This is a genomic window from Mesorhizobium sp. M4B.F.Ca.ET.089.01.1.1 (assembly GCF_004022605.1).
GTDB classification, from domain to species: Bacteria; Pseudomonadota; Alphaproteobacteria; order Rhizobiales; family Rhizobiaceae; genus Mesorhizobium; species Mesorhizobium abyssinicae.
On sequence record NZ_RZOS01000045.1, the window covers coordinates 1 to 23,217 of the forward strand.

24 protein-coding genes and 1 pseudogene are annotated in these 23,217 nt (G+C 65.9%); 14 read left to right on the forward strand and 11 right to left on the reverse strand.

Annotation, left to right across the window (positions count from 1 at the left end; all coding sequences use genetic code 11):
* On the forward strand, positions 1-200 hold a 200-nt coding region (locus tag EN780_RS38745), incomplete at its 5' end, for a hypothetical protein (RefSeq protein WP_189556431.1).
* A 9-nt stretch (positions 201-209) separates the two neighbouring features.
* On the opposite strand, the gene EN780_RS07205 is transcribed toward EN780_RS38745, so the two are convergent.
* The 3 genes from EN780_RS07205 to EN780_RS07215 all read right to left on the reverse strand — a co-directional run bounded on the left by EN780_RS07205 (position 210) and on the right by EN780_RS07215 (position 2,849).
* A complete protein-coding gene (locus tag EN780_RS07205) occupies positions 210-1,010 on the reverse strand; it encodes an endonuclease/exonuclease/phosphatase family protein (protein ID WP_127284925.1) in 801 nt (266 codons plus the stop codon).
* Between the two features lie 24 nt (positions 1,011-1,034).
* The gene (locus tag EN780_RS07210; protein ID WP_128272860.1) at positions 1,035-2,495 is read right to left on the reverse strand and encodes a phospholipase D-like domain-containing protein; all 1,461 of its coding nucleotides are present in this window, start codon (positions 2,493-2,495) and stop codon (positions 1,035-1,037) included.
* 81 nt (positions 2,496-2,576) lie between these two features.
* Entirely contained in the window at positions 2,577-2,849 is a 273-nt protein-coding gene (locus tag EN780_RS07215) for a helix-turn-helix transcriptional regulator (RefSeq protein ID WP_127284927.1), read from the reverse strand.
* A 334-nt stretch (positions 2,850-3,183) separates the two neighbouring features.
* Between EN780_RS07215 and EN780_RS07220 the strand changes: the two genes are divergently transcribed.
* From EN780_RS07220 to EN780_RS07230, 3 genes are all read left to right on the forward strand, one after another.
* On the forward strand, positions 3,184-3,450 hold the full coding sequence (locus tag EN780_RS07220) for a hypothetical protein (RefSeq protein ID WP_127284928.1): 267 nt from the start codon (positions 3,184-3,186) through the stop codon (positions 3,448-3,450).
* A gap of 44 nt (positions 3,451-3,494) precedes the next feature.
* Positions 3,495-3,770 (forward strand): hypothetical protein, encoded by a 276-nt coding sequence (locus EN780_RS07225; protein WP_127284929.1) that lies wholly within the window; start codon positions 3,495-3,497, stop codon positions 3,768-3,770.
* A 126-nt stretch (positions 3,771-3,896) separates the two neighbouring features.
* Positions 3,897-5,375, forward strand: coding sequence for a hypothetical protein (locus tag EN780_RS07230; protein ID WP_128272862.1), 1,479 nt, complete (start codon positions 3,897-3,899; stop codon positions 5,373-5,375).
* 351 nt (positions 5,376-5,726) lie between these two features.
* On the opposite strand, the gene EN780_RS07235 is transcribed toward EN780_RS07230, so the two are convergent.
* On the reverse strand, positions 5,727-5,996 hold the full coding sequence (locus EN780_RS07235; protein ID WP_128272864.1) for a hypothetical protein: 270 nt from the start codon (positions 5,994-5,996) through the stop codon (positions 5,727-5,729).
* 91 nt (positions 5,997-6,087) lie between these two features.
* A complete protein-coding gene (locus tag EN780_RS07240; protein ID WP_127284932.1) occupies positions 6,088-6,837 on the reverse strand; it encodes a DUF899 family protein in 750 nt (249 codons plus the stop codon).
* Positions 6,838-6,948: 111 nt separating this feature from the next.
* Between EN780_RS07240 and EN780_RS07245 the strand changes: the two are divergent.
* The 3 genes and pseudogenes from EN780_RS07245 (at position 6,949) to EN780_RS07255 (ending at position 10,089) form a co-directional block, all read left to right on the forward strand.
* Positions 6,949-8,176, forward strand: a pseudogene (locus tag EN780_RS07245) (helix-turn-helix domain-containing protein).
* Between the two features lie 37 nt (positions 8,177-8,213).
* Positions 8,214-8,870: a glutamine cyclotransferase gene (locus EN780_RS07250; protein WP_127284934.1), complete on the forward strand. Its 657-nt coding sequence runs from the start codon at positions 8,214-8,216 to the stop codon at positions 8,868-8,870.
* Positions 8,871-8,988: 118 nt separating this feature from the next.
* Positions 8,989-10,089, forward strand: a complete 1,101-nt coding sequence (locus EN780_RS07255) for a glycosyltransferase family 4 protein (protein ID WP_187331446.1) — start codon at positions 8,989-8,991, stop codon at positions 10,087-10,089.
* Positions 10,090-10,108: 19 nt separating this feature from the next.
* On the opposite strand, the gene efp is transcribed toward EN780_RS07255, so the two are convergent.
* Positions 10,109-10,678, reverse strand: a complete 570-nt coding sequence (efp, locus tag EN780_RS07260) for an elongation factor P (protein WP_127284938.1) — start codon at positions 10,676-10,678, stop codon at positions 10,109-10,111.
* 129 nt (positions 10,679-10,807) lie between these two features.
* Between efp and epmA the strand changes: the two genes are divergently transcribed.
* Positions 10,808-11,860 (forward strand): EF-P lysine aminoacylase EpmA, encoded by a 1,053-nt coding sequence (gene epmA, locus EN780_RS07265; RefSeq protein WP_127284936.1) that lies wholly within the window; start codon positions 10,808-10,810, stop codon positions 11,858-11,860.
* Here epmA and EN780_RS07270 read toward each other — a convergent pair.
* Genes EN780_RS07270 through EN780_RS07285 form a run of 4 tightly spaced genes read right to left on the reverse strand, consistent with a single transcriptional unit; the run spans position 11,857 to position 16,206 of the window.
* The gene (locus tag EN780_RS07270) at positions 11,857-12,684 is read right to left on the reverse strand and encodes an ABC transporter permease (protein ID WP_127284937.1); all 828 of its coding nucleotides are present in this window, start codon (positions 12,682-12,684) and stop codon (positions 11,857-11,859) included. The two genes, epmA and EN780_RS07270, sit on opposite strands and share 4 nt — an antisense overlap.
* Before the next feature lie 3 nt (positions 12,685-12,687).
* Entirely contained in the window at positions 12,688-13,968 is a 1,281-nt protein-coding gene (locus EN780_RS07275; protein WP_127393393.1) for an ABC transporter permease, read from the reverse strand.
* A gap of 7 nt (positions 13,969-13,975) precedes the next feature.
* The gene (locus EN780_RS07280; protein ID WP_187331445.1) at positions 13,976-15,019 is read right to left on the reverse strand and encodes an ABC transporter substrate-binding protein; all 1,044 of its coding nucleotides are present in this window, start codon (positions 15,017-15,019) and stop codon (positions 13,976-13,978) included.
* Between the two features lie 5 nt (positions 15,020-15,024).
* Entirely contained in the window at positions 15,025-16,206 is a 1,182-nt protein-coding gene (locus EN780_RS07285) for an ABC transporter ATP-binding protein (RefSeq protein WP_127286769.1), read from the reverse strand.
* A 286-nt stretch (positions 16,207-16,492) separates the two neighbouring features.
* Here EN780_RS07285 and EN780_RS07290 point away from each other — a divergent pair, with 286 nt between their 5' ends.
* From EN780_RS07290 to EN780_RS07310, 5 genes are all read left to right on the forward strand, one after another.
* Entirely contained in the window at positions 16,493-17,881 is a 1,389-nt protein-coding gene (locus tag EN780_RS07290; protein WP_127394258.1) for a PLP-dependent aminotransferase family protein, read from the forward strand.
* Between the two features lie 7 nt (positions 17,882-17,888).
* The gene (locus tag EN780_RS07295) at positions 17,889-19,139 is read left to right on the forward strand and encodes an FAD-dependent oxidoreductase (protein WP_128272866.1); all 1,251 of its coding nucleotides are present in this window, start codon (positions 17,889-17,891) and stop codon (positions 19,137-19,139) included.
* A 117-nt stretch (positions 19,140-19,256) separates the two neighbouring features.
* Positions 19,257-20,762: a CHAT domain-containing protein gene (locus EN780_RS41315; protein ID WP_128272868.1), complete on the forward strand. Its 1,506-nt coding sequence runs from the start codon at positions 19,257-19,259 to the stop codon at positions 20,760-20,762.
* Positions 20,669-20,923 (forward strand): CHAT domain-containing protein, encoded by a 255-nt coding sequence (locus tag EN780_RS41320; RefSeq protein ID WP_348631246.1) that lies wholly within the window; start codon positions 20,669-20,671, stop codon positions 20,921-20,923. Before EN780_RS41315 ends, EN780_RS41320 begins: the two co-directional genes overlap by 94 nt.
* On the forward strand, positions 20,920-22,341 hold the full coding sequence (locus EN780_RS07310; protein WP_128272873.1) for a hypothetical protein: 1,422 nt from the start codon (positions 20,920-20,922) through the stop codon (positions 22,339-22,341). Before EN780_RS41320 ends, EN780_RS07310 begins: the two co-directional genes overlap by 4 nt.
* A gap of 35 nt (positions 22,342-22,376) precedes the next feature.
* On the opposite strand, the gene EN780_RS07315 is transcribed toward EN780_RS07310, so the two are convergent.
* Positions 22,377-22,793, reverse strand: a complete 417-nt coding sequence (locus EN780_RS07315; protein ID WP_128272876.1) for a VOC family protein — start codon at positions 22,791-22,793, stop codon at positions 22,377-22,379.
* 168 nt (positions 22,794-22,961) lie between these two features.
* Between EN780_RS07315 and EN780_RS07320 the strand changes: the two genes are divergently transcribed.
* On the forward strand, positions 22,962-23,217 hold a 256-nt coding region (locus tag EN780_RS07320; RefSeq protein ID WP_281035353.1), incomplete at its 3' end, for a DNA gyrase modulator.

Below are 23,217 nucleotides of genomic sequence, written 5' to 3' on the forward strand. Positions count from 1 at the left end.
CGCATCACGAGCCGAACCTGCTCGGTGGCATCGTCACGCTGTCGGCCACCGGCAGAAGGGAGGCGTCGGAGGATTGGCGCAACGGCCTCTACCGCGCCGAGCCGCCGGCGACGGAAGAAGCGAGGGTGAAGGCAGTTCCCTACTACGCCTGGGACAACCGCGATCCCGGCGAGATGCTGGTCTGGCTGCGGGAGGGCTGAAGGCCGATCTTACAGATGCACGAAAGCCGTGAGCGGCAAATGATCCGAGGCGACCCGCGACAGCGGCGTGTCGTGCGCTTCCACCGCCGAGACCATGTCGTTGCGGTTGCCCATGATCCTGTCCAGCGCAAGCACCGGCAGGCCTGAGGGAAAGGTCGGCACCGCCGGCGGCGTGTGCCCGAATGTGGTGTGCAGCGTGTTGAGCGCCGAGCGGTTGCCGAGCCGCCATTCGTTGAGATCGCCAAGCAAAAGCGTCGGCCTCTCGTCGGCGCTGCTCATGATGTCGAGCACGACGCGCGCCTGTTCGGAGCGCGAGCGGCGCAGCAGGCCGAGATGGGCGGCGATCACGCGCAGCGACCGCTTCTCGTCGAGATCGATTTCGGCGACCAGCGCGCCGCGCGGCTCGAGCCCCGGCAGCTTGATCTGGTGGACGTCGCGCACCGTGCCGCGTTTGAACAAAAGCACATTGCCGCGCCAGCCATGGCCCTTGCCGTTGCCGGACACCGGCACCGGCACCAGCCCGGTTTCGTGTTCGAGCCGCGCCAAATCGAGCAAGCCGGCGCGGTCGCCGAAACGGTTGTCGGCCTCCTGCAGGGCGATGACGTCCGGGCTGATTTCGCGGATGACGCGCGCGGTCCGTTCGGGATCGAATTTGCGGTCGGTGCCGATGCATTTGTGGACGTTGTAGGAAGCGACCACCATCTCGGGGCCGTCGACCCGCTTGCGCGGCGTCGCCTTTGCCTTCCGCGCCTTTCTGTGGCGGATCGACAGGAGCACGGTCTCCGGCAGGTTGCGTCCGTTTATCTCCATGGTCCTGCTGCTCTGTTCCTTGCGCTATAGATAGGGCGATCCCAGCCACAGCAACCGGTCGAAGACGCGGATGAAGAAGGGGCGGGCCTTCAACGTCTCAAGCGTCACCGGCTGCGCGGAGGCGATGGCCGATCCGATGCGTGCCTCGATCTCGGCGGCAAAGTCCGCATCAAGAACCTCCATGTCGATCTCGAAATTCAGCCTCAGCGACCGGGCGTCGAGATTGGAGGAGCCGATATAGGCCCAGACGCCGTCGATCGCCATCAGTTTCGAATGGTCGAAGGCGCCTTCGTGGCGCCAGACCCGGCAATAATGCTTCAGCACCTGGTCGAACTGCGCCGTCATCGCGCGGTCGACGAGGAAGAGGTTGTTCACCGCCGGCACGACGATGTCGATCTCGACACCGCGCCGTGCCGCCGTGGTCAGCGCGCTGATCAGTTCGCGGTCCGGCAGGAAATAGGGCGACATGATGCGGATCGATTTGCGCGCGACGGAGAACGCCCCCATCAGCAGCTTGTGGTTGGTTTCGTTCGAGGCATCCGGTCCGCTCGCCACCGCCCGCACCAGCATCGGCTGGCCGGGCGCCGACAAGGGTGCCGCCACCTGCCAGGTCTCGCCCTTCAGGGCCTCGTTGCCGGCGAAGCGCCAGTCCTCCGCCGCGACCGCGAACAGGTCGGCCACCACCGGCCCTGTGACCTTGAAATGCGTGTCCCTGGAACTGTCGGAACCGGCGAATTCGGCGGAGAAGCCCTTGCGGATGTTCATGCCTCCCGTGAACGCCACCGTGCCGTCGACGATGAGGATCTTCCTGTGCGTCCTCAGATTGGCATAGGGAAGTCTCAGGCCCATGACGATGTTGCCGTTGAAGAGGTCGGTGGTGACCTCCGCCTCCTTGAGCTGTTTGAGGATGCTGGGCACGGAGTAGCGCACGCCGACGGCGTCGATCAGCACGCGCACGGCGACGCCGCGCCGGACGGCGCGGCCGAGCGCTTCGACGAACAGCTGTCCGACCGCGTCATTGTCGAAGATATAGGTCTCGAGCAGCACGCTGCGCTCCGCGCCGTCGATGGCGTGGCACATAGCAGCATAGGCCTCGTCGCCCGTTTCGAGGACGACGATCGCGTTTCCTGAAGTCAGAGCACGGCGTGCCACCCTGTCGCCCAACGTCTTCAGCCCGACGAAGCGCTGGCCATACTCGGCCGTGATCAGGTCCTCGGCGGCGATGTCGCGCTCCTGCTTGGCCAGAGCCGCCTCGCCGGACAGCGGCCGCATGGCGCTGATCGTCGCGCGACGGATGCGGTTGATGCCGGCGATGGCGTAGATGATCGCGCCGAGGAAGGGCGACAGCAGCATCACGCCGACCCAGCCGGTGGCGGCGCGCACGTCTTCCTTGGTCATGATGGCGTGGACGATGCCGACGGCCGCCATCGCCAGGGAGAGGGCGAGGATCAGCGTAGACCAGTGACTCGCGATTGCCTGCAGCATCGGTCCGACTATTGTGCGAGCGGAAGCGGAAGGCAATGCGGTTGGTGGAACAGGTCGAGGACACGCTCTTGGCGAGACCTGTTACCCGTGACCTCCCTGCATCAGCAATCGGACCAGCTCTGCTTGCCGATGGACGCCTGTCTTCTCGAAGATGTGGCTGAGATGTGCCCTGACGGTGGTGGGCGCGATGCAAAGCCGCGCCGCAGCGGCGGTCCGCCCGTCACCCTTGAGAATCTCCAGGGCAACGTCGGTCTCGGCTCTGGTCAGCCCGAACCGCAGACGCAGGCGCTCTCTTGCTTCCTCTTGCTCGGCCTCAATGCCTCTGCTCGTGGAAAGGCCGACGACGCTATGCATGACACTCTGCCCGGCCTCTGAAGCACCGGGGCGTGCCTAGGCACTGCACTCTCTCCCGTAGCGTCAATCCGGGGAGGTGATCCATGCGTGTGTGGTTTTGCGTGCGGTTCATTGAAGACTGCACGTGCCAAAGCCCCTCGAAGTCTGGCATCCCAAGCCGCCGATGGATGCAACGATATAGGACGAACGTCCGATGCGCCAGTATCAAACTCGTGGGATTAGTAAGTTTCACTGTTGCGGGCTTCTTGTTCAACATTCGATGCAGACAATCGATTTCGCCAAGGAATCGGTCGCCGATTACACCTCTGTGCGGTCAGAACATGGAGAATAATGAATGGCAATTACATTGAATTTGCACAATTCCGACTTGGCCGACCTGTTCGTCAGCGTTATCGACTTGAACCTTGGTGGCGCCCAAATGACCTTCAGTCAGCGCATGAATGAAGGCGTCACCATGCAGATTGCGGTTCAGGAAGATGGCCGCGGGCAAGGCAGGATTCGCTGGAACGCCCAGCGTGCTGACGATCCGGAGGCGACGGCGGAACGTACTGTCGACGTGGGACAGAACGCGACTGTAGATGTCACGACCCATTTCGGATGACCCATTTCGGATGAGTAGAGCGGAACGATTCCGGAGGCAGGACGATGAGCAGTGCCGCTGAATTCCTGGATATAGTTGGTTCGGCTTTCGGCGAGTACGACCTGTCGGGTGGACAGGTTACGATCGACAGCACGGGCGACCGGACGATTGGTCCGTTTGCGTTCTGTGTGACGTTCCTGGGCCGCCAGACATTCACGCTCCGCATCTATGCGCCTTCCCCTGAAGCGGCGGCGGATACGGTAGCTGCGATGGTAGGCCGGGCAAACCAGTCCATGCCCGGCTGGGCCGCGTTCGACGGAGCGTGCCCATCGGGCGTCTGACATCGCCGACATTCATCTGCAGAAGCAGAGAGACCACGAAGCGCGACGTCAGGCTCAGCCCGAGAGATTTTCGAGGTGACGTCGGTTCGCCGGCTTGGGCTTTCTGCAAGGAAAGGGTGACACATCATGCCGAACGAGCAAATGGCGAGCAATCCGAACGTTGCCGAACCGGCACAAGGCCTGGGCGTCAGCGTGCAAGTCAACCCCGAGGATTCCGTGCCTTTCAGGCCGGAGCCGGTGTTCATATCGCTAGGCCTGAAACGCGGCGTTTTCACCGGGTATTCGGGCGCAGCGGCGCCCCCGGAGCCGATGCGAATTCCACCCCTCGACCTCAAGACCGAGGAGGGACTGCTAAAGGCCCTTTCACTGCTTGGATTTGAACCGGGCATGGACACGATCCAGTACGGCTTCTCGACGCCGGCGATCTTCCGTGCTTCGGCCAAGTTCAGGGAAACCATCGACCTGCCAGGTCCGAATGTTCCTTGGCCTCCCGCCGTGATTGCCTCGCAGCCTCCAATGATCAAGCCGGGGATTATCGCGAACTACATAGGTGCCCAGGCCGGTTTCTTCCAGCTGTCGTTGAACCCGCTCCAGTTGAAGCTCAGGGAGTTGGGCGTGCCCTTCACGCTGGGCGGCGTGACCGCGCCGACGGACCTGCGACCACAGCTCTTCCTGGTGGAACACTATCAGCTTGCGAGCTTCCGCGGAGATCTGGCGCGCGATGACATGGTCGGTTCCGTCAGCCTGTCGCCAGGCGGATCGATGACCTACAAGCTGATCGTCAAGAAGAAGACGTCGAAGAGCACCGAACTGACCTCCACTGTGATGGACAGCCAGGACCAGGAAGCGAAGAGCAATTTCAACAAGCAAATCAAGGATACCGCCGACGCGAGGTTCGGCAGGAATAACTACAATTATGGTTTCGACGGGAGCTTCCACGGGGAAGCGTCCGTCGGATTCGGGGAGGGTAGCGCGGACGCCCAGGTTCATGCGAGGGGGGCAACCAACGAGGTCAGAGAGGAATTCGCAGAATCGACCGCATCGGCCATCGACACTCAAGTTTCCGAGGCGAACCGCGTCCGTCAGCAACGCATGGTCACCGGAACGGCATCCACGCAGACGGACGAGGAGACCGAGAGCGTCATGGAGAAGACGGCTCAAAACCCGACTGCGCGGCCCGTGAACGTCGGAATTTTTCTGATCAAGGAAGAGTTCGTGTCCCTTCTCAGCCTGGTCGACGTCGAAATCGCCTTTCGAAACGGCGATCCGAACAAAGACCGCTTGGTGCCGTTGCGCAAGCTCGGCGAACTGCTCGATGCCGTGATCGACCGCCCCGAGGATCGCACGGAGATCGCGACGTCGATCAAGGACATCCTTCAAGGAATCGTCGACTACCAGGACAAAGTTCGCAGCATCGTCAAGGTCGACCCAAGCAGTCCGTCGGGCTTCAGCCGCGACGGGCAGGTGAAATCAGAGTATCAGCTTCGCAAGTCGGATGGTTCCGTGCGGCGGACCCTTTCGGTTCCGGGCATCCTGATACGCGACTACCGGCGGTTCCTGCGCCAGCCTGCGGTCACGGTTGAGTTGCCGATTACCGAGATATGATCCTCTTGGCCTGCACGTCACCAAATTTGTGGTGGAAGCGCCCGGCACCGTAACCTACGGCGCAAACCGGTGGTGATCTCGTCCTTGTGGCGGGTCACGCGCGAGAAGGCGATGAACTCGAAGTGACGATTGGCGTCCGCAGACGAACGCGCCGGGGAGGGGGCATGTCCTCGCCGTGATGCTGGCCGAACTGTTTGGGTGTCTCGGCTTCTTTGGCGTAATGCCCGTGGGCTGGCGGAGCAACCCTGCTGCAGTGCCTGGCATTTCCAAAGCCGCACCGGCACGCAATTTGGCTGATTTCGCAGCGCGTAAGCACGAAACCTCCCGTGCAAAGGGCGAAGGCGGCAGAATTCAGCTGCGCCTCGCCACCAGCCGCAGCCAGGGTGTCAGGTGGAAGCCGGCCATCAGCAGATACATCGGCACCATGCCGCCGAGCATGGAGGCGCCGGGGCCGGGCATGCACATCATGTCGTGGCCGCCATAGGCGGCGGTCAGCAGCGCCATGACCGCGAAGGTCGGTGCTGCCGCCAGGCAGAGCCAGTCGGCGAGGCCGAAGCCGCTCAAGTCGTTGGGGCGAGGGGAATCAGCCGCCGCAAGGGCGACGTCGTTTTCGCTGCTCATTGTATCCACTTTCCAAGGGGTAAAGGCCGTCAAGGCCCGATCGGGGATCGGCTCTGGCGGTGCGGCTGGCACCGCCAGAGCCGCTTCGCGCTCAGGCGTCCTTGTTGCGGAAGGCCGCTTCGCCGACATCCGACACCTCGACCCATCTCTGGTCGGGGGCGGCGCCCTCTTCGTAGTTGTCGTGCCAGTTCCACCATTTGTAGGTCTGGGTCTGCGGATAGCCCTCGGGCGAATCCTCCCATATCTCCTGGCGGCCGAGCGGGGTGACGTCGAGATAGCTCCAGACGGTGCCAAATGCCTCGTCGCCGCGATTGTTGATGAAATAGGTGCGGAAGATGCGGCTGCCGTCGTGGATGAACACGTTGTGGCCGTGCCATTCGTCGACGCCGAAATCCTTATCCCAGCTGTCGGTGATCGTGTACCAGGGCATCTCCCAGCCCATCCGCTTCTTCAGCCGCGCGATGTCGGCCTGCGGCGCGCGCGAGGCATAGGCAAGCGTCGTGTCGCGGGCGTTGAGATGGGCAACGTTGCCGACCATGTCGGCGCCCAGCGAGCAGCCGCGGCAGGCATGTTCCGGCCAGCCATAGACGCCGGGCTCGAAGAAGGCGCGGTAGACGACCAGTTGGCGGCGGCCTTCGAATAGGTCGAGCAGGCTTGCCTTGCCGTTCGGGCCGTCGAACATATAGTCCTTCTCGACCGCCATCCATGGCATGCGGCGGCGCTCGGCGGCGAGCGCATCGCGGGCCCGCGTCATCGCCTTCTCCTTCACGAGCATCTCTTCATACGCGCCTTCCCAGGCCTCCTGCGAAACGATCGGCGGTGTCTTCATGTGTTGGGTCATTGCTCTTGTCCCATTCTTTCGGTTTGGTTGGGGTGCGAGGACAGACATAGGGCCGGATGGCGCGATGATGAGAGTTACAAGTGTGACGGGATTTGCGCCGGCGGGCCCTGCATGGACTCGCTGATCACCGCCGCTGGCCGCGCGCTCGCGGCGGGTGATCCGCTCGGCGCCTTGAAGCGGGTCGCGCTGCGCGACGACGCGCCGGCGCTGGCCTTGCGCGGCATCGCCATGGCCCAGCTCGGCGATCTCGAGCGGGCAAAGGCGCTGCTCAAAAGCGCTGCCCGCGCGTTCAGCCCGAAAGAGGCGGTGGCGCGCGCGCGCTGCGTCGTCGCCGAGGCCGAGATCGCGCTGGTATCACGCGATCTCGGCTGGCCGCAAAAGGCGCTGCGGACGGCGCGAGCGACGCTTCAAGGGCATGGCGACCGTGTCAACGCCGCCTATGCGGGAAGCCTGGAAGCGCGCCGCCTCATCCTGATCGGCCGCCTCGACGAAGCAGAACGTCTGCTTGCCGGCTTCGACCCCACGCCGCTGCCGCCGGTCGCGCGCGTCGCGCACGAGCTTGCGGCCGCCGGCATCGCGGTCCGGCGCCTGAGGACAAAGGCGGCGCGGGCCGCGCTCGGCCGGGCAGCGCTCGCCGCCTATGAGGCGAACATACCGGCGCTCACGACCGAGGTGGAAAACGCTTCGCTGGTGCTGAAGATGCCCGCCGCGCGGCTCATCGCGCAAGGTTCCGAGAGACTGCTCCTGCTCGAAGAGGTCGAGGCGCTGCTGGCCTCGCAGGCGCTGGTCGTCGATGCCTGCCGCAATGTCGTGCGCGAGGCGGGCGCGGTGGTTCAACTGGCGACGCGGCCGGTGCTGTTTGCGCTGGCGCGCACGCTTGCCGAAGCCTGGCCGGCGGACGCATCGCGGGAGGCGTTGCTCAGACGCGCTTTTCGCGCCAGGCATGCCGATGAATCGCATCGCGCCCGGCTGCGGGTCGAGATGGGCCGGCTGCGCGCCGAGCGCCGAGCTCGGCGCATTCGCCGAGATCAACGCCACGGCCCAGGGCTTCGAGCTGGCCCCGCGGCGCGCCCGCGAGGTCGTGGTGCTGGCGCCCCCTGTCGAGGAAGAGCACGGCGCGGTGCTCGCCTTCCTGGCCGACGGCGAGTCATGGTCGAGCTCAGCGCTGGCGATCGCGCTCGGCGCCAGCGCGCGCACCGTGCAGCGGGCGCTGGAAGAGCTTTCGGGGCAACACAAGGTGCAGCCGGTCGGCCGCGGCAGGGCCCGGCGCTGGATGACGCCGCCGATGCCGGCATTCCCGACTGTGTTGTTACTCCCAGGTCCGTTGCCCAGCGACTAGGTTAGTGGCGAGATTGTTCAAATCGATGGAGATCAAGATGAAACGAGCCGCCGCCGAAATCCTGCGTGAATACGGGCCCTTTCCCGGCGTCAAGACCGTCGCCGGCGTGACCTTCGACGGCGAAAAGGTCTGGTTCGCCTCCGGCGACAAGCTCAACGCGCTCGATCCCGAGACCGGGGCGACGCTGCGCTCGATCGATGTCGCCGCGCATGCCGGAACCGCCTTTGACGGCAAGCACCTCTACCAGATCGCCGAGGACCGCATCCAGAAGATCGAGCCGCAGACCGGCGAGGTGGTCGCCACCATTGCGGCCCCCGGCAATGGCGGCGACTCCGGCCTGACCTGGGCGGAAGGCTCGCTCTGGGTCGGTGAATACCGTGCCCGCAAGATCCATCAGATCGATCCCGAAACGGGCAAGGTGATCCGCACCATCGAGTCCAAGCGCGTCGTCACCGGCGTCACCTGGGTCGACGGCGAGCTGTGGCACGGCACCTGGGAAGGCGATGAGAGCGATCTGCGGCGTATCGATCCCGGCACTGGAGAGGTGCTCGAGATGCTGGAGATGCCGGCTGGAACCGGCGTGTCCGGGCTTGAGTCGGATGGCGGCGGCTGCTTCTTCTGCGGCGGCGGCAACAGCGGCAAGGTGCGGGCGGTACGCCGCCCGGTGCACCCCTCCACGGCGGCGAACAAATAGCCGGCGAAGCCGAAGACGCGTTCAGAACTTCGTGATCGAGGCGCTCGAAGCGCGCCTCGAGCTTGCCAGGCCTCTGAAAGAAAAGATAAAAGCAGGAAGGCTTTGGGGAAGTATCTTCATGCGTTTCGGCATGGCGATCAGCAATCTGTCGTCTTTCGGCGGGCTGCAGCGCGATTGCCTGTCGATTGCCAGGCACGTCGCCGCCGCCGGCCACGACGTCACCATCCTGACCACGGAAATACGTGGCGCGATCGATCCGGGCTGCCAGGTCCGGATCGTCAAGACCACCAACCCCACCAATCCCGGCCGCGACGTGGCGCTGGGCGCGGCACTCGCCGCGCAGCGGCGCGACTTCGACCGCATCGTCGGCTTCAACAAGCTGCCGATGCTCGACATCTACTATTCCGGCGATCGCTCCTACGCCAAGGTCAAACAAGGTGCCTGGCGCACCTTCTCGCCGCGCTACCGCACCCAGATGCAGCTCGAGCAGGGTTGTTTCGCGCCCGGCGCCCGCACCAGCCTGATCATGCTCAGCGAGCGCCAGCAGAGCGAATACCAAAGCATCTGGAAGACGCCGGACGGCCGCTTCCGGCGGATCTCGCCGAACCTCGACCCGGCGCGGCGGATGCCGCATTTGCGGAGCGACGGAACGCGCGAGCGCATGCGGGCGGAACTAGGCATCGGGGCGGGGGCAGAGACCTGGCTGTCGATCGGCTGGGCGGCATGGGTGAAGGGGTTCGACCGCGTGGCGCGCGCTCTTGAGGCATTCCCCGACTGCGTCTGGCTGGTCGCAGGGATCGCCGCCGGCACTCCGATGGCGGGCCATGTGCTGCGCGGCGTGCCGCGGCAGCTGCGCGGCAACATAAGATTCCTCGGTTTTCGCGATGATATCCCCGCCATCATGGCGGCGGCGGACCTGCTTGTTCACCCAGCGCGCATCGAGACCACCGGAACGGTCATCGTCGAGGCGCTGGCCAACGGGCTGCCGATCATCCTCACCGAGACCTGCGGCTTCGCTCATCTGGTGGAGAAGGCCGATGCCGGCCTCGTCATCCCGGGCGCGTGCTCGCGCCGTGACCTGATCGCGGCGATCAGCCGGGGCAAGGCGCCGGGCCGGCTGCAGTCATGGTCGTCGAATGCGCGGATCTTCGGCGCCGATCCGGCCCTGTCGCGCGGTCACGAGGAAGCGGCCCGCCTGGTCGCCGGCGAGCTCTGGTAGGTCTGGACTCGTCCTGAACTCAGTCCTTGGCGCGCTCGACGTAGGAGCCGTCGGCCGTCATCACCACCACGCGCGTGCCGGCGGAAATGTGCGGCGGCACTGCCGTGCGCACGCCGTTGGAAAGCACCGCCGGCTTGTAGGACGAGGACGCCGTCTGGCCCTTGGTGACCGGCTCGGTGTCCACCACCTCGAAGGTGGCGCGTTGCGGCAGCACCAGCGCGATTGCGATACCGTTGAACTGTGACACCTGCACGGGCATGCCTTCCTGCAGGTAGGGCGCGGCGTCGCCGACCACGCTTTCCGTCACCGCCACCTGATCGTAGGTCTCCGGGTTCATGAAATGGAAGCCTTCGGCGTCCGAGTAGAGGAAGGTGTGCTCGCGCTCCTCCACATACGCGCGCTCCACCTGCTCGGTGGTGCGGTAGCGTTCCGAAACCTTCACCCCGTCGCCGATGCGGCGCATGTCGAGCTGCGTCACCGGCGTGCCCTTGCCAGGGTGGATGTTTTCGGCAAAGAGGATGACATAGAGCTTGCCGTCCTTATCGACGACGTTGCCTTTGCGTAAGGAGCTGGCGATGACCTTGACCACAGTGTTCAATCCCAATCGAGTTTCTTGGCCTGAGAATGCTGCTTGCCACAAATCGGCAACGGCGGCCATCCCGCGCGCCCTAGCGCATCTCGCGCCGAACCGCCAGCCTTCCCGGCGATTTTCCCGCCCATGACCGGCGCTTCCCCCTGGTGGACGCCCGATGTCCATGCCGATCGCCGGCCGCGGCTGATCGCCCGCAACGCCATCACTGCGGCGCTGCGCGGCTGGTTCGGCGAGCGCGATTTCATCGAGGTGACGACCTCGGCGCTGCAGGTTTCGCCTGGCAACGAGGCGCATCTTGCGGCATTCGCCACCGAGGCGATCGGGACGGACGGCGCGCGCCAGCCGCTCTATCTCCACACCTCGCCGGAATTCGCCTGCAAAAAGCTGCTGGCCGCCGGCGAACGGCGCATCTTCAGCCTTGGCCCGGTCTGGCGCAACCGCGAGCGCGGCCCGTTGCATCATCCGGAATTCACCATGCTCGAATGGTACCGGGTCGGCGAGACCTATGAGAGCCTGATGCGCGACTGCGCCGAATTCCTGGCGCTGGCGGCGGAGAAGGCGGGTGCCAGGACCTTCCGCTTTCGCGGCCGCGAGGCCGACCCTTTCGCCGAGCCGGAGCGGCTGAGCGTCACCGAGGCCTTTTCGCGCCATGCCGGCATCGATCTTCTCGCGACGGTGGCAACCGATGGCGGCACCGATCGCGCCGCCCTTCACGCAGCCCTGATCAGGGCAGGCATACGCACCGCCCCCGACGACAGCTGGGCCGACCTGTTCAGCCGGGTGATGGTCGAGAAGGTCGAGCCGGCGCTCGGGCAGGGGCGCGCCACCATCCTCTATGGCTACCCGGCCTCGGAAGCCGCGCTTGCCAGGCCGAGCGCCGAGGATCCCCGCGTCGCCGAGCGCTTCGAGCTCTATTGCTGCGGCGTCGAGCTCGCCAACGCTTTTGGTGAACTCACCGATCCGGCGGAACAGCGCCGCCGCTTCGCCGCCGAGATGGACGAGAAGGAGCGCATCTACCAGGAGCGTTACCCGATCGACGAGGATTTCCTGGCGGCGCTTGCCAGCATGCCGCAGGCGAGTGGCTCGGCGCTCGGCTTCGACCGGCTGGCTATGCTGGCGACCGGCGCGACCAGGATCGACGATGTGATCTGGACGCCGGTGGCCGGGGCACCGATCTAGGGTGCGGTGCCCGGCCGTTTCTGACCGCGCCGCGCCAAAAGATTGGCCACCACCAGAAGCACGATCGACAGCGCCATCATCAGCGTCGCGGCGGCGGTGATCGCCGGGCTGAGCTTTTCGCGAAGGCCGATGAACATTTCGAGCGGCATGGTGCGCTGGCCGGCGCTGGCCAGGAACTGCACGACCACGACCTCGTCGAAGGAAGTGACGAAGGCGAAGGCCGCGCCAGAGAGCACGCCGGGCAGGATCAGCGGCAACATCACCCGGAAGAACGAAGTCAGCGGCTTAGCGCCCGAGATCGCGGCGGCGCGCATCAGATTGCGGTCGAAGCCAGTAAGGCTCGCGCCCACCGTCACTACGACAAAGGGACTGGCGAGCGCGGTATGCGCGAGAATAATGCCGGCATAGGTGCTGGCAAGGCCGATGCGCGCATAGAACAGGTACGAGCCGACGGCGGTGATCACCACCGGCACGATCAGTGGCGACAGAAGCAGCGGCATGACGATGCGGCGCCCCGGGAATTTCTCGTCCGAGAGCGCGATTGCCGTCAGCGTGCCGAGCGTGGTTGCGATCAGCGTCGTGCCGAAGGCGACGATCAGGCTGTTGCCGATCGCCGACTGCCAGCGCTGGGTGCCGAGCACCACCTCGTACCAGCGCGTCGAGATGCCTTCCAGCGGGAAGATGAAGAAGGCGCCGCTGTTGAAGGAGAGCGGCACCGGAATGAGGATCGGCACCAGCAGGAACAGGATGACGAGCCCGCACCAGATCCACAGCAGGGTGATGCGGATGCGTTCGCCGGTTGTGGGGTAGGGAGACAACAGCATGGGCTACACCAGCTTTAGGCGGTCGAGGCCGAGGATGCGGGCGAAGATGCCGAACAGCGCCAGCGTGAAGACGAGCAGGATGAAGCTCAGCGCCGCCGCCATCTCCCAGTTCAATTCGACATTGACGTAGTTGGCGATGAAATTGCTGATCAGCTGGTCGCTGGCGCCGCCGATCAGCGCCGGCGTGATGTAGTAGCCCAGGCACAAGATGAAGGTGAGCAGGCAGCCGGCCATGACGCCCGGAAACACCTGCGGAATGTAGACGCGGCGGAAGGCAGTGAAGGGCTTGGCGCCGAGCGAATAGGCGGCCTTCATCTGCGAGGGCGGGATCGTGCGCATGACGCTGTAGATCGGCAGTAGCGTGAACGGCAGCTGGATATGGGTCATGGCTATGATCAGGCCGATACGGCTGTACATCAGGTCGAGCCGTTCGCTTGCGACGCCGATAAAGAGCAGGAAGTCATTGACCAGCCCGAATTTCTGCAAAAGGACCGTCCACGCGGCTGTGCGCACCAGGATCGAAGTCCAGAACGGCAAAAGCACCGCAACGATCAGGATGGCCGCCAGCCCCTTCGGTACGCTGGCGATGAGATAGGCCAGCGGAAACCCCAGCAGCAGCGTGGCCAGCGTCACCGCGGCGGCGACGAAGAAGGTTCGCAGGAACACCTGCACGAAAATCGCCTGCTCCGGCGGCACCCGCTCGATGCTGCCATCGGCATTCCAGCGCAGGTCGAGGGCGCTGAGCAGATAGAACGAGGTGAGGCTGTGAGTGCCGTTCCGGATCGTCGGCCAGGTCGACGGCGCTGACCAGAACGGCAGCGATTTCACGGCGTCGAGCGCGGCCTGGCCGTCGGCGCTTTCGAGCTTGCGCGCCGTCTTCAGCACCTGGCTGCGCGCGCCGGGCAGGCGGGCGTTGAGGCTTTTTGCCAGCTCATAGGCCGTGCCCTTGGCCTGATTGTCCTTGAGGTCCGCCGCGAGCGCCGCGAAGGCATCGTCACCCGGCAGGCCCTGGCCGTTCCAGCCGCCCAGGGCCACGGTCGTCTTGGGCAAAGCATCTGCGATTGTCGGATCATAGACGGCGCGCGACAGCAGGAGCACGATTGGGATGCCGAAGCTCAGCCCCAGGAGGATGAGCAAAGGCGCCGCCAGCAGCAGCGTGCGCAGCCGGTCGCCGAATTCGGCGCGCCGGAGCGCCGCCGACACCGATTTCAGGTCGGCGTCGGCGGCTGACCGGCCGCGGGCCAGCGCGGGCCGGTCGAGTTCGCTGGGCTGGAGCGCCGACATCTCTCGCCTACTGCGCAAGCCAGGCGTTGAAGCGCTTGACGAGGTCCTCGCCATAGTCGCCCCAGAACTCGGTGTCGGCAACCAGATAGGCGCCGCTCAAGTGATCCGGAGCGTTCGGCAGTTTCGGCAGCGCGTCGGGAGCGACGAAGGACGCCGCGTCGGTGCGCACCGGCCCATAGGTGATGTAGCTGGCGAGCTTGGCGTTGTTTTCCGGCTGGCTGATATAGGCGAGGTATTTGTAGGCCAGCTCCGGATTCCTGGCGCCCTTTGGAATGGAGATCATGTCGTATTCGAGGATCTGGTTGTTCCAGACGATCTTGAATGGCTTCTTGTCGTTGTCGATGGCGTTCTGGATGCGGCCGTTCCAGGCGGTGGTCATCACCACTTCCTGGGAAGCCAGAAGCTGCGCCGGCTGCGCGCCGGCATCCCACCAGACGATGTCCTTCTTGATCGTGTCGAGCTTCTTGAAGGCACGGTCGACGCCCTCCGGCGTGGCCAGCACCTTGTAGACGTCTGCCGGCGCCACGCCGTCTGCCATCAGCGCCCATTCGAGGTTCTGCGCCGGGAACTTGCGCATGGCGCGCTTGCCGGGGAATTTGGTCGTGTCGAACAGGTCGAGAACCGAGGTTGGCGCTTCTTTCAGCACGGTCGGATCGTAGGCGAGGATGTCGCCGTAAGCGTCGAGACCGACACCGCAATCGAGCGCCGAGCCTTCGATGAACTTGTCGCGCGGCCCGATCTTGGAATAGTCGAGGCGTTCGAGGATACCGGCGTCGCAACCCTGCAGCACGGTCGCCGTCTCGACCGTCACCAGGTCGATCGGCACGTTGCCGGTCTCGACCATCGCTTTGACCTTGCCGAGATCGCCGAGATACTCCTGCTCGAGGATCTTGGCGCCTGTCTCCTTGCTGAAAGGTTCGAACCAGGCCTTGCGTTGCGCGTCCTGCCAGGCGCCGCCGCTCGCCATGATCGACAGCTCGTCGGTGAAGGCGGCGCCGGCGATGGTCATCGAGGCCGTGGCGGCCGCGAGCGCGAGAAGAGTCTTCCTCATGAGTGTCATTTCGTTTTCCCCTGTTTTGGAATGGCACCGCCCGATCCGGCATCGGCCGGAAAGGCGCGGCAATCATTGGACGCGCAGGAGACCGTCACGGTCTCGCCGTTTGCCATCGTCGATTCGGGGCCGACCTTGACGGTCAGCACCTGGTCGCTGGCGAGCCTGGCCAAAAGGCGCAGGTGGTCGCCGAGATAGATACGCCCGTCCACAGTGGCGGGCAGGGCATTGCCGCCGGCCGCCGTCGGCGTCAGGGTCAGCCGCTCCGGGCGGATGGCGACGTGGCAGGGAGCGCCCTGCGCGACGCCGATGGCGAGTGCGGTAAGCTCGCCGCCGCCATTCAGCCTGACGCGGCATTCTGCGCCGGAGACGCGATCGACCACGCCTTCGAGCGTGTTGTTCTCGCCGATGAAGCTCGCCACGAAAGAGCTCTGCGGCGCGTTGTAGAGATCGTCGGGCGAACCGAGCTGGACGATGCCGCCATTGTTGAAGACAGCGACGCGGTCCGACATCGTCAGTGCCTCGCTCTGGTCATGCGTGACGTAGACAATGGTGACGCCGAGCATGGTGTGGATTTGTTTGATCTCGAGCTGCATGTGTTCGCGCAGCTTCTTGTCGAGCGCGCCGAGCGGCTCGTCCATGAGCACCAGGCTCGGCTTGAACACCAGGGCGCGGGCAAGCGCCACGCGCTGCTGCTGGCCGCCGGAAAGCTGGGTCGGCCTGCGGTCGCCAAATTGCCTGAGCCGCACCATGTCGAGTGCGCTCGCTACCCTGGACGCGATATCGGCCTTGTCGACCTGCCGGACCGAGAGCGGGAAGCCGACGTTCTCCTCGACCGTCATATGCGGGAACAGCGCGTAGTTCTGGAACACCATGCCGATGTTGCGCTGATAGGGCGGCAAGCGGTCGACCGGCTGGCCTTCAAGCGTGATCGTGCCATGCGTCGGCCGCTCGAAGCCGGCAAGCATGTTGAGTGTCGTTGTCTTGCCGGAGCCGGAAGGACCAAGCAGCGTCAGGAATTCGCCGCGCGCAACGGTGAGGTTCATCCGCGTCACCGCGAAGGTCCGTCCGTCGTAGGATTTTTCGACATCGGCGAATTCGACGAAACCCTTGCCGACGGGATCTGCTTGCGTGGCGGGCGCGATCGTGGCCGCCGCGGCCGGCAATGCGGCCTGGCGGGCGCTCATAGTCCGCAATCCTTGATGCGGCTGAGATGCGGCTTGCGATCCATGCCTCGTCCTCCCGGAAACCGGCCTGCTGCCCGGCAGGTCGTGCGACTTGTATGGTCACACAATTAACCTGAAATCGACCATAGATGCAGACAACTTTGTCCGTCAAGCCGATTTTTAACGAATTGTGTGAGATTTCTGGCAGGGCGTCTTGCGATTGTGCGTCAGACAAGCTCTATTGTACGGAGTATTGTCTTATGCTAGATGCGCCAACAGTGAGACATCAGCCGTAGTCGAATCCCGTATGCTCCAAGATCTTCGCCTCGCCGACGACGAAAGTCCGGTCTACCGCCGTCTTGCCGATGCGATCGCCGAACGCATCGCCGCCGGCACGCTCGCTGTCGGTGACCGGTTGCCGCCGCAGCGCGAGATCGCGCGGGCGCTGGGCATCAATGTCACGACCGTCACGCGGGCCTTGTCGACCCTTCAGGAGCAGGGGCTGCTCGAAGCGCGGCCCGGGCGCGGCACGACGGTCGCCGCCCGTGACGCCGGCGAAAAACCGGGCTTCGTGTCGGCGCCGAGCGACCAGAGCGGCATCATCGACCTTTCCGTAAACCGGCCCGCCACATCGGCCTATCTCGATGCGGTAGCAGCACTCTTGCCGCGCCTGTCCAAGGACCGACACTACACCGCGCTGCAGGATTACCATCCACCGGAAGGACCGCTCTGGGCGCGAGTGGCGGTGGCCGACTGGTTCACATCCGTTGCCGGCGATGGCGACCCCGGCCGCGTCGTGCTGGCTGCCGGGGCCCAGCATGGCCTGGACTGCCTGCTCGGCGCCGTCACCCGGCAAGGCGAGGTGGTGTTGGCCGACGAGGTGACCTACCAGGGCATCAATGCGCTGTGCCGCGTGCACGGGCTGGACCTCAGGGGCATCGCCATGGACCGCGGCGGCATGCGTCCCGACGCTTTCGACGCCGCCTGCGCGCAACTGCGCCCGCGCGCCGTCTTCCTAGTGCCGACGCTGCACAATCCGACGACGATCACGCTGAGCGAGGAACGCCGGCGCGATCTCGCCGCGGTCGCCAGGCGCCACAACGTGCTGATCATCGAGGACGACGTCTATCGGCCGCTTGCCGACGATCCGCCGCCATCCTTCGCCAGTCTCGAGCCGGAGCTGACGATCCATCTCGGCGCGCTGTCGAAATGCCTGGCGCCAGGCCTGCGCCTGGGCTTCGTCATCGCCCCGCGCCCCATCGCCGGCCAGGTAGCGGCGGCGCTGCGCATCAACTGCTGGAGCATCAGCCCGCTGACGGCGCTGATCGGCGCAAGGCTGATCGAGGAAGGCTCGGCCGCCCGCATCATCGAGATCCAGAAACAGGAGCTGCGCCAGCGTCAGGCCATCCTCAGCGAAATCCTCGGCCGCTTCGATATCCAGGCGCATCCGACGTCGACCCATGCCTGGCTGCGCCTGCCTGAACCCTGGCGCGGCGCGGGCTTTGCCCGCACTTGCCTGGAACGCGGCGTCGCCGTGCTGCCCGGCGATGCCTTCGCGGTCGGCCGCGAACCGGTCCAGCACGGCGTGCGCATCAATGTCGGCGCGGCACGTTCGCAGGAGGATCTGCGCACGGCGCTCAGCACAATGGCCGAGTTGCTCGCGGCCGGTCATCTGCAACTGCCGGGTTTTGTGTAGGTCATCGGTGGCAGCGTCCAGGACAGTCGAGATCGCCATCATTGGCGCCGGTGTCGTCGGGCTGGCGACAGCGTTGCGGCTTGCTGGCGAAGGCCGTGAGGTCCTGCTGATCGATCCCAACGAGCCGGGCTCGGGCGCCTCGTTCGGCAATGCCGGGACGCTCGCCGAATACGCCTGCATGCCCGTGGGCAATCCGGCCGTCCTGCGCGCCTTGCCGAAACTGCTGCTCGATCCGGACAGTCCGTTTTCGATGCGCTGGGCAGCACTTTTCCAGTTGGCGCCATGGCTGGTGCGCTTTGTCAGGCAATCGCTTCCGGCGGCCACCCGCGCCAATGCAGTGGCGCTCGCCGGGTTGCTGGCGGAAGCCTTGCCGGCCTGGGAGGAGATGGTGCAGGAGGCGGGCCTGCAGGACCTCTTACGCCGCAAAGGCTGCCTCTATCTCTATCGACGCGAAAGCGATTTCGCCGCTGGTGCCGGGGGCAGGGCGCTGCGCGCCGGGTTTGGCGTTCATCAGCAGGTGCTGGATGCGGAAGGGGTGGCCGCGCTGGAGCCCGGCCTTCCGGCGACGGGAGCGCGGGGCCTCTATTTCCCGGACTCGATGAACGTCACCGATCCCGGGACGCTGATGCGCCGATTGCTCGATGCCGCGACCACGCGCGGGGCGATGAGGGCCAAGGCTGAGGTCACCGGGTTGCAGCCCGAGGGAGGCGGTATCAGGCTGAGCGGTCCCGATATTCAAATCAAGGCGGGCACGGTGGTAATCGCCGCCGGCGCTCGTTCGCGCATCCTGGCAGCGCAGGCCGGCGACAAAATCCCTCTCGACACCGAGCGTGGCTACCATCTCGAATTCCCCACAGATGCTCCGCCGCTCAATCGCCCGGTCTGTCCTGTCGATCTCGGTTTCTACATGACGCCGATGGCTGGCCGGCTGCGGGTCGCTGGCACGGTCGAGCTCGGCGGGCTTGCCGCGCCGCCAAATCCGCGCCGGCTGGCGCTGCTCGATCGCGGCGTCAGGCAGTTCTTCCCCAACCTTGGCCAAAGCTCGTCCGAATGGATGGGTTTTCGTCCGTCACTGCCCGATTCCCGGCCGGTCATCGGCCGTTCGCGCGGCAGTTCCAGGGTGATCCACGCCTTCGGCCACGGTCATCTCGGCCTGACCTTGGCGCCGATCACGGCACGTTTGGTTGCGGCACTGATCGGCGGCACGGCGGATGCCTCTCGGCTGAGTCCTTTTGCCGCCGATCGCTTCAGCGCCTGATAGAGGCCAACGCTCCGCCCCCTTGCATTCAATCCTCCCCATCACAATGATGGCGCGATCGCGGCGTATTCCGGCGTGGCGATCGGCGGGCAGGGGTTGTCATTGGGGCTGGCTGAATTGAAATCGCCGCGGGCGCCTTGGCGCCTGGCGCGCATCTGTCTTCTGGTGGCCGGGCTGGCGTCCGTCGGCGCCCCGGCAGTCGCGCCGGCGGCCGACCGCCACCTTGAGGATGCGTTCGAGGCCGCGCAATGGGCGCTGCTGTCCTCAGCTGGCAACGCGTTGCAGCAGCTTGGCCTGCGCGCCGCTGCCGGCTCGCCGGAGCTGGCGGGCATTGTGCGCCAGCGCCAGGATATCGTGGCCATGATCAGCGGGAAGGAAAAGGCGCTGGGGCAGGCGACTTCTGCCGGTGCGAGCGGCGCCGACGCGCTGGTGCGCCTGCGCGGCGAGATCGATTCGCTGCGCGCCGAACTGGTTGGCGTCGACGCCACGCTGGCGCAGTCCTTCCCGCGCTATGCCGACCTTGCCCATCCCAAACCGCTGTCGGTGGCCGACGTGCAGGCCTTGCTCGATGAGGACGAGGGCCTGCTGCTGATGCTTGCCGGGCAGGATCACATCTTCGTCTGGGCGATCGGCAAGCATGACACCGCCTGGACCGAAACCGGCTATGGTGCGGAGATCCTCGGCGGCGACATCGCCAGGTTGCGGGCCGAGCTCGATCCGGCGGCGGCCGCGCGCGGCGCCAGGACACTGGTCCCCGGCATGGACAAGCCGCGCGTCGCGCCCTTCGATCGCACGACGGCCAGCATCCTCTATGGCGAGCTGGTCCGACCGGTCGAGCCGGCGCTGAAGGCCGCGCGCCACGTCTTCGTCGTCAGTGACGGTCCGCTGGCCGGCCTTCCCTTGTCGGTACTCGTCGCCTCGGCTCCCACCGGTGAAGACACCGACCCGGAGGAGCTGCGCCGGACCGACTGGCTGGCGAGGCACTATGCCTTCACCACCGTGCCGTCCGTCGACAGCCTGGCCGTCATCCGCAAATACCCGCCGCCGCGCGGCGGCGAAAAGCGCATCGCCTTTCGCGGCTTCGGCGCGCCTGTGCTGGGCGGCGAGACGGTCGAGGTCGCTTCCGCCCCTCCCGCAAGTTTCTTTCGCGGCAGCCTCGCCAATGTCGACGCAGTGCGCGACCTGCCGCCGCTGCCAGAGACCGGCCCGGAGTTGCGCAAGCTCGCCGCCATTCTCGGCGCGCCGGAAACGGACCTCTTTGTCGGCGCGAGGGCGAGCGAAACCATCGTCAAGCAGACGGACCTGTCGACGACGGACGTGCTGGCTTTCGCCACTCATGGCCTGCTCTCCGGCGACCTGCGCGGTCTGGCCGAGCCAGCCCTGGTGCTGACCCCGCCGCAAGTCGCCACCGCGCGGGATGACGGCCTGCTGACCTCCTCCGAAGTGGCGGAGCTCAAGCTGTCGGCGCAATGGGTCTCCTCTCGGCCTGCAACACCGCCGGCGGTGACGGCCGGCCTGACGCCGAGGGCCTGTCCGGCCTGGCGCGCGCCTTCCTCTACGCCGGAGCGCGGGCGATCCTTGTCTCCCACTGGCCGGTCCGCGACGATGCCGCCGCACGTCTGACCACGCAGACGCTTGCGGCGCTGGGCAGCGGCTCAAGGCTCCGCCGAGCCGAGGCGCTCCGCCTCGCCATGCTCGACATCATGCAGGACAAGGATGATCCCTCGCTTGCGCACCCGTCCGCCTGGGCGCCCTTCGTCCTTGTCGGGGAGGGCGGCTATTGAAGACGGTTCTGCGCTTCATCGCTGCGTCGCTGCTGTCTCTCCAGGCAGGTGTCGCCCTGGCCGACCGCATCGATCCGTCCGCCGTGGCCGAGAAGGCCGCCGAGGCCTACCGCAAGAACGACAGCTACCCCGAAGTGCGCGGCATGTTCAGCGAGGCGCTGCGCGACGCCCGCCGCAGGGGCGAGCTCACGCCCGACTTTGCGATCATCTACGCCATGTATGCCGACACCACCCGCTTCGACGGCAACCCGGCGTTCGCGCTGCAACTGGCGGACGAAGGCCTGTCGCTGCTGCTCGGCGCGCAGCAGCCCGACGCCGACATGAAGAATTCGCTGCTGGTGTCGCGCGCCTATGCGCTGGCCGATCTCGGCCGCTACAAGGAAGCGATCGAGACCATGACCATCACCGCGCTGTGGATGGGCGAGCGCTTCGGCGAGGCGCAGCGCAAGCAACTGGAGGACCAAGCCCGGTCGTGGGCGAAGAGCGCCACCGGCGCCGATGCCGGGCAGGCTCTGCCGTCGGCTGCCGAGCTGGCGCTCGATCTTGCCGGGAAGGCCGACCAGGCGCTGGCCGCCGGCAATACCGAACTCGCTCTGACCTTCGCATCGCGGGCCATGCTGCCGGGCGATACCGGTCTTGCCGGGGATGATGTCGATTTCCAGAACGCCCACTGCCAGTCGATCTCCGGCACCGCCTATGCTTTCGAGGGGCGCAATACTCTGGCTGTGACGGCGCTGCGCCGCGCCGCCGATCTGCTCGTCGCCTCGCCTTGGGATGGCCAGTCGAAGCCGAAGCTGCGCGATCTCGCGCTGACCGACGCTGGCTGGCGGCGTTTGACCTGGAGCGTCTTCAGCCGTCTCGCCGCTGCAGCCGTGGCGACCGGCGACCGGCAGGCGGCCGCGGCCGCCATCGACATAGCCAGCGATTTCGCGGCGACGCCGGAACAGCGCTTTGCGCTGCTGTCGCAGCAGGCCGGACTTGCCTTCAGCAGCGGCGACTACCGGCGCGCCGAGGAGACCTTCAGGAAGAGCGAGGCGGATGCGGCCCTGTCGGGCGATGCGGTCAACGCGGCGCTGTCGCGCTTCTATGTCGCGATCGCGGTGCTGGCGCGCGGCGACGGTGCCCCCGACGGGCCCGCGGTGCGCGATCTGCTGCAAGCCGCCACCGCCGCGGCGGACGTCGCGCGGGACGATCCGCAAGTGACCGAATATGTCCTGGCCACGGCGGTGCGCATGATTGTCACCAAGACCAACGGCCATGAAGCCGCCATGCCGCTCGCCCGCCGCGCCTACGACATCTTCAGGCAAAGGCAAACGGCGATGGCCAATTACGACGCCGGTCAGGAGGCCTCCCGCCGCGACGGGCGGCGCTTCCTCGAAATCTTCATCGCCGGCCAGTACGAGACGGGCGCGAAGTAGCAGCGCGGCTCAGCTTGTGGCGTGGCCCGATCGGCTCAATGCGCGAAGATCTGCTCCAGCGAACGGAAGCCCTTGAATTCCAGGGCATTGCCGGAGGGGTCGCGGATGAACAGCGTCGCCTGCTCGCCGGGCTCGCCCTTGAAGCGCACCATCGGGCGCTCCAGCCAGTCTATGTCGAATCGCGCTTCCAGCCTGGCTGCCAGCCGCTCCCATTCGTCCATCAGCAGCACCGCGCCGAAATGCGGAATCGGCACCGCGACACCGTCGACCTTGCCCTCGTGCGCCGCCACTGATGCCTGCGGCCGCAAATGCGCCGACATTTGGTGGCCGAAGAGATCGAAATCCACCCAGCTCGCCGAGGAGCGACCGATGGCGCAGCCCAGCACCTCGCCATAGAAAGCGCGGGTTTCATCGAGATCACGCACCGGAAAGGCGAGATGGAAAGGCGTCATGGCGAAGGCTCCTGGCAGTTTGGCGATGCATTGGGCGGTGGTTTCGGCCGGTCCGGGCGCGATTTGGTCGCGGCACTCTGATTGTCCTTCCGCCATTGCACAAGCGGCAGGGGAACAATAGATGGTGCGGCAGCTTCCCAACCACGGCGAAGAAACAGGATCAAGTGCATGACCGACAAGCTCGACGCAGCAAAACTGACCGACCGCGTCGCGGCCCTGGTCGAGGCTGCAAGGCGCGCCGGCGCCGATGCCGCCGACGCTGTCGCGGTGCGTGGTCGCTCGGCGGGCGTTTCGGTGCGGCTGAGCAAGGTCGAGGGCACCGAATCGTCGGAGAGCGAGGATGTCTCGCTGCGCGTCTTCGTCGGCCAGCGGGTGGCGAGCGTCTCGGCGACCTCGGCCTCGGACCCCCGGGCGCTGGCTGAAC

Bases quoted from the DNA above. Each gene is read 5' to 3' on its own strand.
- EN780_RS07220 (WP_127284928.1), top strand. From the start codon at position 3,184: ATGGCAATTACATTGAATTTGCACAATTCCGACTTGGCCGACCTGTTC.
- EN780_RS07275 (WP_127393393.1), bottom strand. From the start codon at position 13,968: ATGTCGGCGCTCCAGCCCAGCGAACTCGACCGGCCCGCGCTGGCCCGC.
- epmA (WP_127284936.1), top strand. From the start codon at position 10,808: ATGACCGGCGCTTCCCCCTGGTGGACGCCCGATGTCCATGCCGATCGC.
- EN780_RS07315 (WP_128272876.1), bottom strand. From the start codon at position 22,793: ATGACGCCTTTCCATCTCGCCTTTCCGGTGCGTGATCTCGATGAAACC.
- EN780_RS07250 (WP_127284934.1), top strand. From the start codon at position 8,214: ATGAAACGAGCCGCCGCCGAAATCCTGCGTGAATACGGGCCCTTTCCC.
- EN780_RS07270 (WP_127284937.1), bottom strand. From the start codon at position 12,684: ATGCTGTTGTCTCCCTACCCCACAACCGGCGAACGCATCCGCATCACC.
- EN780_RS07280 (WP_187331445.1), bottom strand. From the start codon at position 15,019: ATGAGGAAGACTCTTCTCGCGCTCGCGGCCGCCACGGCCTCGATGACC.
- EN780_RS07225 (WP_127284929.1), top strand. From the start codon at position 3,495: ATGAGCAGTGCCGCTGAATTCCTGGATATAGTTGGTTCGGCTTTCGGC.
- EN780_RS07290 (WP_127394258.1), top strand. From the start codon at position 16,493: ATGCTCCAAGATCTTCGCCTCGCCGACGACGAAAGTCCGGTCTACCGC.
- EN780_RS07235 (WP_128272864.1), bottom strand. From the start codon at position 5,996: ATGAGCAGCGAAAACGACGTCGCCCTTGCGGCGGCTGATTCCCCTCGC.
- EN780_RS07205 (WP_127284925.1), bottom strand. From the start codon at position 1,010: ATGGAGATAAACGGACGCAACCTGCCGGAGACCGTGCTCCTGTCGATC.
- EN780_RS07210 (WP_128272860.1), bottom strand. From the start codon at position 2,495: ATGCTGCAGGCAATCGCGAGTCACTGGTCTACGCTGATCCTCGCCCTC.
- EN780_RS07215 (WP_127284927.1), bottom strand. From the start codon at position 2,849: ATGCATAGCGTCGTCGGCCTTTCCACGAGCAGAGGCATTGAGGCCGAG.
- EN780_RS07255 (WP_187331446.1), top strand. From the start codon at position 8,989: ATGCGTTTCGGCATGGCGATCAGCAATCTGTCGTCTTTCGGCGGGCTG.
- EN780_RS07240 (WP_127284932.1), bottom strand. From the start codon at position 6,837: ATGACCCAACACATGAAGACACCGCCGATCGTTTCGCAGGAGGCCTGG.
- EN780_RS07230 (WP_128272862.1), top strand. From the start codon at position 3,897: ATGCCGAACGAGCAAATGGCGAGCAATCCGAACGTTGCCGAACCGGCA.
- EN780_RS07285 (WP_127286769.1), bottom strand. From the start codon at position 16,206: ATGAGCGCCCGCCAGGCCGCATTGCCGGCCGCGGCGGCCACGATCGCG.